This is a genomic window from uncultured Granulicatella sp., from assembly GCF_963515095.1.
In the GTDB taxonomy this organism is placed as follows: Bacteria; Bacillota; Bacilli; order Lactobacillales; family Aerococcaceae; genus Granulicatella.
In genome coordinates this window covers 20,474-27,918 of sequence record NZ_CAUPXD010000025.1, presented here as the reverse complement: position 1 = coordinate 27,918, position 7,445 = coordinate 20,474, and the positions used below count along the sequence as shown (strand labels likewise).

Genomic DNA, 7,445 nt, shown 5'->3' with positions numbered 1-7,445 from the left:
CAACAGAAACACCAACTCCAGCGCAACCAGCAGAAACAACACCAGCAGCGCCAGGAGTAACAGAAACGCCAACTCCAGCGCAACCAGCGGAAACAACACCAGCAGGTTCAGGAGCAACAGAAACACCAACTCCAGAACAACCAGCGGAAACAACACCAGCAGGTACAGGAGCAACAGAAACGTCAGCGCCAACGAAACCGGCAGAAGAACACCCAGCAATGCCAGGAGCAACAGAAACACCAACTCCAGCGCAACCAGCAGAAACAACACCAGCAGCGCCAGGAGTGACAGAAACGCCAGCACCAGCGCAACCAACGGAAGAAAAACCAGCAGCGCCAGGAGCAACAGAAACGCCAGTGCCAACAAAACCGGCGGAAGAACAACCAACAGTACCAGGAGCAACAGAAACGCCAGCGCCAACGAAACCAGCAGAAGAACACCCAGCAGCGCCAGGAGCAACAGAAACACCAACTCCAGCGCAACCAGCGGAAGAAACACCAACAACACCAACACAACCAGAAGGAGAAAATTCAGTAGATAAAGAAGATTCTGTTAAAAAAGCTAAAGACGATAGTATTAAAGACAATATAATGACTGTTTATAATCGGAAATTAGAAATAATTAATAAACTTTCTGATGGAAATGAAAAGAATAAATTAAAAATGGGATTAGAAGCTTTAAAAAATGAAGCAGTAGCAGCTATAACAGAGGCGAATGATGAAAACAAAGTAATTAGCGTTACAGAACATTATCAAACTGCAATTGATGGTTTTGAAGTTCCGGGAGAGGAGTTCAATGGGCCAGATTTTAGTAAAGAAGGTTTGTCGAATGGTAGAAATGATGGAACAACTATTGATGAAAACAGTTCAGGGAATATTGGACATGCGTCTAGTTCACCAACATCAAACACATCAAATGAAGCTTCGAATAATCGAGAAAATACAGGTTTTAGAAATGCACCAGTTTATCAACCACGTGTAACACGTCGTGCAAGAAGTGTAGATGAACCAATGGATAAAGTTGCTATCTACTACAACTATACTGAGATGAAAGATATTGCAGGATTTTTAGGAGATCCAGGTGAATCTGTTGTTACAGTTCCAAAAGGAGCTACACACGAACAGGTTCAAGCTATCGTAAAATCTAAGATTGATGAGAAAAAAGCAGAACTTGCCAAAAAAGGATATACTTTCTTAGAAGATTATTTTGTAGATAAACCTCAAGAAGATACAATTCGTTATGATTATATTGTTAACTTTACAAAACCTTCTTCACTAAGAATGGCACCAATGATTCAACCTAGAGCTTCTCGTACAAGAAGATCGGTAGAAGAACCAAAAGTAAAAACACATACAATTACGCTTTACTATCAATTAGCAGAATTAGAAATTGCTGGTTCACTTGGAAATCCAGGACAAAATTATGTCATCACAGTTCCAGAAACTGCAACAGCAGAAGAAATTCAACAAGCTATTGATCAACAAACATCGAGAGAAAAAGTATCGCTTTCACGTTATTTCCAATATGTAGGAGAAACGAATTTACAAAACGATATTTTAGATCGTGGTTTTGGAAATTTTGATTATGTAATTACTTTTGCTCGTCGCAAATAATTTTTAAAGAATTCTTTTTAAAGTTAAAAGATGATTGATAAAATAGAGATTAGAGGAAATCTAGTCTCTATTTTTATTGGAAGGAAGTAAATACTCTATACGTTAAAGGGATAATAGTGTACAATGTGAGAGGAAAAGGAGACGAAGACAATGTTAGTATTATCTCTATTATTAATCACAATTGTGATTGCATCTTATTTTATTTTACAATTTTATTTTGGTACAAGAATTTATTTTTCAGAATCATTTTTCTTAACAATAAGAGAAGTCATGCTTCCTCTTTTATTTGTCAGCTATGAAATCTTTAGTCAGTTACTTTTAGGTAGATCCTTAATGCCTTGGATAATCGTATTCAGCAGTTTAGCAGGTATGCTGTTATTATTAGTGAAAAAAAGAAATCCAGACTTCTATATTCGAAAATTTTTGTATCAATTTTGTTCGATTGAATTTCTAATTTTAGTGATGGGTCATTTTATATTAGGATGCCAATTTATTTATTTTTTGATTTTTAAATAAAAATTTAAAGAGAAAAAGAGCTCTCCGTATGATTGCAGTGCAAATACGGAGGGCTCTTTTAGTTTTTTGTTACAAATAAGATTCAAATTGGTAAGGAAGTGAAGCCTAAATTTAAAAAATCTGGGCTGAAAATAAAATATTTTTTAACTTTTTTCATAAAAAAGTGGTGAAAAGTGGGGGAGTGTGGTAAAATATGGTTAATTATGAATGATAGGAGGAGTCTGCATGTTAATCGGTGAATATCAACACACAATAGATGCTAAGGGACGTATGATTGTTCCAGCGAAGTTTCGTGAAGATTTAGGATTCACTTTTGTTGTAACACGTGGACTAGATGGCTGTTTATACGGCTATCCTCTTGATCAATGGCAATTGCTTCGTCAAAAGTTGAGTGAGTTACCTCAATCGAAAAAAGACGCTCGTGCATTTGCTCGCTTCTTCAATTCTGCTGCAAGCGAAGTAGAATTTGATAAACAAGGAAGAATTAATATCACACCAACTTTACGAGAACATGCTGGTTTAGTGAAGAATTGTCGTGTCATTGGTGTGAATGACCGAATTGAGATTTGGGATGAAGAACGTTGGAAAGCATATATTGCTGAAACTGAAGAGAATTTTGAAGAATTAGCAGAACAAATGGCTGATTTTGGATTTTAGAAAGGGTATTAATTAAAAATGTTTAAACATGTAACCGTATTGCTACATGAAACAGTGGATAATCTTGAAGTAAAACCAGATGGGATTTATGTAGATTGTACATTAGGTGGAGCAGGACATAGTGAATATTTATTAGGTCAATTGACAACAGGACATTTATATTGTTTTGATCAAGATATGAATGCCATTGATAATGCTAAAATCCGTTTGGAAAAATTTATAAATGAAGGTAAAGTCACGTTCATTCATGCAAATTTTAGAATGGTTCAGAAAAAACTGAATGAATTAGGAATAAAAAAAGTTGATGGAATTTTGTATGACTTAGGAGTATCTTCTCCACAATTAGATCAAATTGAAAGAGGATTTAGTTATCATCAAAATGCTATTTTAGATATGAGAATGGATCAAACAGCGCCATTAACTGCAAAAGAGATTATTAATGAGTGGAGTTATGATGAATTAGTTCGAATTTTCTACCGTTATGGAGAGGAAAAGTTCTCCAAACAAATTGCGAGAAATATAGAACGTATTCGTCAAGACCATGAAATTGAAACAACTGGAGAATTAGTGGATATTATTCGTGATAGTATTCCTGCTGCTGCAAGAAGAAAGGGCGGGCATCCTGCTAAAAGAATTTTCCAAGCGGTGCGTATTGCGGTAAATGATGAATTAGCAGCTGTGGAAGATTCACTGGAACAGGCTTTTGATTTATTAGAAGTCGGAGGGAGAATGAGTGTGATTTCATTCCATTCTTTAGAAGACCGTATTGTAAAGACGATGTTTAAACAACAAAGCACTGTTGAACAAGGACCTAAAAATTTACCAATTTTACCAGGTCAGTTAGAAAGTGCGGATTTTAAATTGATTACAAGAAAACCAATTTTGCCAACAGAAGAAGAAATGCAAGAAAACTCACGATCACAAAGTGCAAAATTACGTGTGATTGAACGTGTAAAATAAGTAGTAAAGGGGGCGTTTTTTGATGGCATTAGCAAAACAAATTGTTGACGTAAATTCAACTACAATAGCCAGAGAAGCCTTTCCGAACACTTATAAAGATGCAGTAGTCACAGCTATTCCACAGGAAAGAGTAAAAGTTAATTATGTACGTAATATGATTGTTGGTTTAGTGATTATGTTTGCTTTAGCAACAATCACAATTATCAGTTCAATGGTTGTAACGAATAAAAATCGTCAATTACAAGACATTCAAACAAATACGACATTGATGCAAAGAAAAAATGATACGTTATTACAATCGGCACAAGAATTATCACAATATGACCGTGTGAATCGTATTGCTAAAGAACAAGGATTAAAAATGGGCGAAAATAACGTAAGGAATGTTGAACAATGAAAAAAAAACATTTTAAGGAATATATGGGAAATAGAAAGATTGCGATACATTGCTTGATGGCAATCGCATTCTTCCTATTTCTCATTTTTTCTATCAATTTCTATAAAATCATGGTGCTTGGTCAAAGCCATGGCGTCGATTTAAGAAAAGAATTAGATAAAAAATTAACACATACAACATTATTAAAAGCAAAACGTGGAAATATTTATGATGCGAGTGGTAGTCCTATTGCGGTAGACGCAACGAATTTTTCTTTATTCGCTGTATTAACAGATCAATGGGATAAAGGAAAAAATGATTACGTTCAAGATGTTTCTAAAACGGCTGCTGTTTTATCGAAGTATATCGATATGAAAGCTCCAGAAATTGAAAAAATCTTATCTCAGAAAAATGTTGCGCAAGTAGAATTCGGAAATGCGGGGAAAAATCTTTCTGTCGAAACAAAAGAAAAAATTGAAAAAGAAGCTCTTCCAGGAATTAAATTTACGGAAAATCTTTCTCGTTATTATCCAAATGGAATTTTTGCTTCTCACTTGATTGGTTACACAGATGTTGAAAAGGAAGAATTAGATGGAAAATCTGTTGAACAATTAGTCGGTAAGATGGGAATTGAAGCATCATATAATGCAACTTTGACGGGGAAACCTGGAGAAGTAACTTCACGATTAGACGGAAATGGATATGTAATTTCAGGAAGTGAGGAAGTGACAGAACAGCCAAAAGATGGGAATGATTTGTATTTAACGATTGATAAAAAAATGCAAACTTACTTAGAATCTTTAGTGTCTCAAGTGAATGATAAATATTTACCAAGTCAATTGACAGCGATGTTAGTAGATCCAAAAACTGGGGATATTGTAGCTGCTACCCAACGTCCTACATTTAATGGGACAACTAAAGAAGGAATTTCTACGATGTGGAATAATCTTTTAACGGATGAAGCTTATGAGCCGGGTTCTACGATGAAAGTATTAGCTCTTGCTGCTGCTATTAATGAAGGAGTTTTTGACCCTAATGAAAAGTATGAATCTGGTAAAATCCAGATTTTTAAAGATTTAGTTCGTGACTATAATAAAGTTGGTTGGGGGAGAATCACTTATTTAGAAAGTTTAGCTCACTCAAGTAACGTTGCTTTTGTTCATGTAGTTCAAAAAATTGGAGTAGAAAAATGGAAGCAATATTTAGATTTATTTGGATTTGGTCAAAGTACGCAATCAGGATTTTTAAATGAAGCTACTGGATTGAATACATATAATTCTTATTTACAACAATTGTCGACTGGTTTTGGACAAGGGATTTCTGTAACAGCTTTTCAAATGGTACAAGCTTTTACAGCAATTGCGAATCAAGGAGAAATGAAAAAATTAAGAATTGTGGATCATGAGTTTAGACCAGCAACAAATACTACAGTTAATTTTTCTGAAAATTCTTTAGGGCAAGTAATTAAACCGGAAACAGCTAAAAAAACTCTAGAATATTTACGTCAAGCAACTACTATGAAAGATGGAACATCTAATGGGTTTGATATTGAAGGTGAGGAAATAGCTGTGAAAACAGGAACTGCCGAATTTGTAAATCCTGAAACAGGAACTTATTACTCGTATGGAAGTAATTATATTTATTCTGTAGTTGGATTTGCGCCTGCAAGTGATCCAAAATATATTTTATATATTACATTGAAGCAACCTCAAAATAACCCTTATGGAGCTGGAGGTAGTGCTTTAATTAAAGAGATTTTTAATCCAATGATGAAACGTGCGTTAGATTATAGTCGATTAACGCAATAAAAAGGAGGAATTTAGAAATGTTAGCTACAGAATTAGCTCAATTAATTTATCTCAAAAAGATTGAAGGTAATTTATCAGGTGTAACAATTGATTTTTTAGCACAAGATTCAAGAAAAGTTCGTCCAAATACATTATTTTTCTGTATTGATGGAGTTACAGTAGATGGGCATCGCTTTGCTGCTGCTGCGAAAGAAAAAGGTGCCGTTGCCTTTGTAGCTAGTAAATCTATCAAAAATCAAGTAGGGGATACTCCAGTAATTTATGTTAAAGATGTGACAAGAGTGATGGCTTTGTTGGCAAATCATTTTTATGGATATCCAACTCAATCTTTACAAATGATTGGTGTTACAGGAACTAATGGTAAAACGACAGTCACTCATATGATAGATGCATTATTGGAAAAACCGAATAAACCAACTGCATTAATTGGTACAATTTATCGTAAAATTGGTCCAAAAATTATTCAGACTCATAATACAACTCCAGAAATTTTAACATTGCATGAAACTTTCCAAGAGTTAAAAGAGATTGGTGGAGAGACTTGTTTGATGGAAGTTTCTTCTCATGCCTTACAATTAGGCCGTGTTTGGGGATTAGATTATGATTGTGTAGTCTTTACGAATTTAACACATGAACATTTAGACTTACACAAAACAATGGAACAATATGCGCATGCTAAAAGTTTATTATTCTCTCAATTAGGGAATTATGTTGGAGAAAATTCTAAGCCAAAAGTAGCGGTTTTAAATGCGGATGATGAACAGTTTCAAATGTTTGAGTATTCAACTCCAGTTCAAGTGATTAGCTATGGAATTAATGAGGAAGCTGACTTCAAAGCTGAAAATATTCGTACAGAAAATGGACATACAATCTTCGAACTAGTAATTCAAAATGATGAACGTTACTTAGTAGATATGCCATTACTAGGAATTTTCAATGTTTATAATATGTTGTCTGCAATTGCAGTGGCTTATGTTTATGGAATTTCTATAGAAGAAATATTGAAAAAGGTGAAAGCTTTCCAAGGTGTAGCAGGTCGTATGCAATCTGTTGATAAAGGACAAGATTTTCAAGTAATCGTGGACTTTGCTCATACTCCGGATGGATTAGAAAATGTATTAGATTCTTTAGCACAAATTCCACATGGGAAGATTATTACAGTTGTAGGGCATAGTGGAGGAAATCGTGATTCTAGTATGAGACCAGAATTAGGAAGGATTGCTCTAACTAAATCAGACCATGTAGTCTTTACAGCAGATAATCCTAGAACAGAGCCATTAGTAAATATTTATGAAGGATTGCTAAGTGCAGTTAATAAGAAATCTGTTTCTTATGAATGTATTGATAAACGAGAAGAAGCCATTGAAAAAGCACTTCAATTAGCGAGTGCTGGAGATATTGTGCTACTTGCTGGAAAAGGGGTAGAAGCTTATCAAATTATTGGTGAAGTAGAATATCCTTATAATGAAATCGAAGTTGTAGAATCATTATTAGGAAATAGATAAAAAGGAGAAA

Annotated in this window: 6 protein-coding genes and 1 pseudogene; all 7 read left to right on the top strand. The window is 34.5% G+C overall.

Annotated features, from left to right (window positions below; translation table 11 throughout):
- Window positions 1-1,613, top strand: a pseudogene (locus RWL86_RS06365) (hypothetical protein); the annotation flags it as partial.
- 150 nt (window positions 1,614-1,763) lie between these two features.
- On the top strand, window positions 1,764-2,129 hold the full coding sequence (locus RWL86_RS06360) for a DUF3397 family protein (RefSeq protein WP_314078042.1): 366 nt from the start codon (window positions 1,764-1,766) through the stop codon (window positions 2,127-2,129).
- A 225-nt stretch (window positions 2,130-2,354) separates the two neighbouring features.
- Window positions 2,355-2,786, top strand: a complete 432-nt coding sequence (gene mraZ, locus RWL86_RS06355; protein ID WP_006703034.1) for a division/cell wall cluster transcriptional repressor MraZ — start codon at window positions 2,355-2,357, stop codon at window positions 2,784-2,786.
- 18 nt (window positions 2,787-2,804) lie between these two features.
- Window positions 2,805-3,746: a 16S rRNA (cytosine(1402)-N(4))-methyltransferase RsmH gene (rsmH, locus tag RWL86_RS06350; RefSeq protein WP_314078039.1), complete on the top strand. Its 942-nt coding sequence runs from the start codon at window positions 2,805-2,807 to the stop codon at window positions 3,744-3,746.
- 22 nt (window positions 3,747-3,768) lie between these two features.
- A complete protein-coding gene (locus tag RWL86_RS06345; RefSeq protein WP_314078037.1) occupies window positions 3,769-4,143 on the top strand; it encodes a cell division protein FtsL in 375 nt (124 codons plus the stop codon).
- Window positions 4,140-5,930, top strand: a complete 1,791-nt coding sequence (locus tag RWL86_RS06340) for a penicillin-binding transpeptidase domain-containing protein (RefSeq protein ID WP_314078034.1) — start codon at window positions 4,140-4,142, stop codon at window positions 5,928-5,930. The genes RWL86_RS06345 and RWL86_RS06340 overlap by 4 nt, the downstream gene beginning before the upstream one ends.
- 17 nt (window positions 5,931-5,947) lie before the next feature.
- Complete coding sequence (locus tag RWL86_RS06335; RefSeq protein WP_006703030.1) at window positions 5,948-7,435, top strand: UDP-N-acetylmuramoyl-L-alanyl-D-glutamate--2,6-diaminopimelate ligase; 1,488 nt, start codon at window positions 5,948-5,950, stop codon at window positions 7,433-7,435.
- Window positions 7,436-7,445 lie beyond the last annotated feature (10 nt).

Coding starts and splice junctions, on each gene's coding strand:
- rsmH (WP_314078039.1), top strand. CDS start 2,805: ATGTTTAAACATGTAACCGTATTGCTACATGAAACAGTGGATAATCTT.
- mraZ (WP_006703034.1), top strand. CDS start 2,355: ATGTTAATCGGTGAATATCAACACACAATAGATGCTAAGGGACGTATG.
- RWL86_RS06360 (WP_314078042.1), top strand. CDS start 1,764: ATGTTAGTATTATCTCTATTATTAATCACAATTGTGATTGCATCTTAT.
- RWL86_RS06340 (WP_314078034.1), top strand. CDS start 4,140: ATGAAAAAAAAACATTTTAAGGAATATATGGGAAATAGAAAGATTGCG.
- RWL86_RS06335 (WP_006703030.1), top strand. CDS start 5,948: ATGTTAGCTACAGAATTAGCTCAATTAATTTATCTCAAAAAGATTGAA.
- RWL86_RS06345 (WP_314078037.1), top strand. CDS start 3,769: ATGGCATTAGCAAAACAAATTGTTGACGTAAATTCAACTACAATAGCC.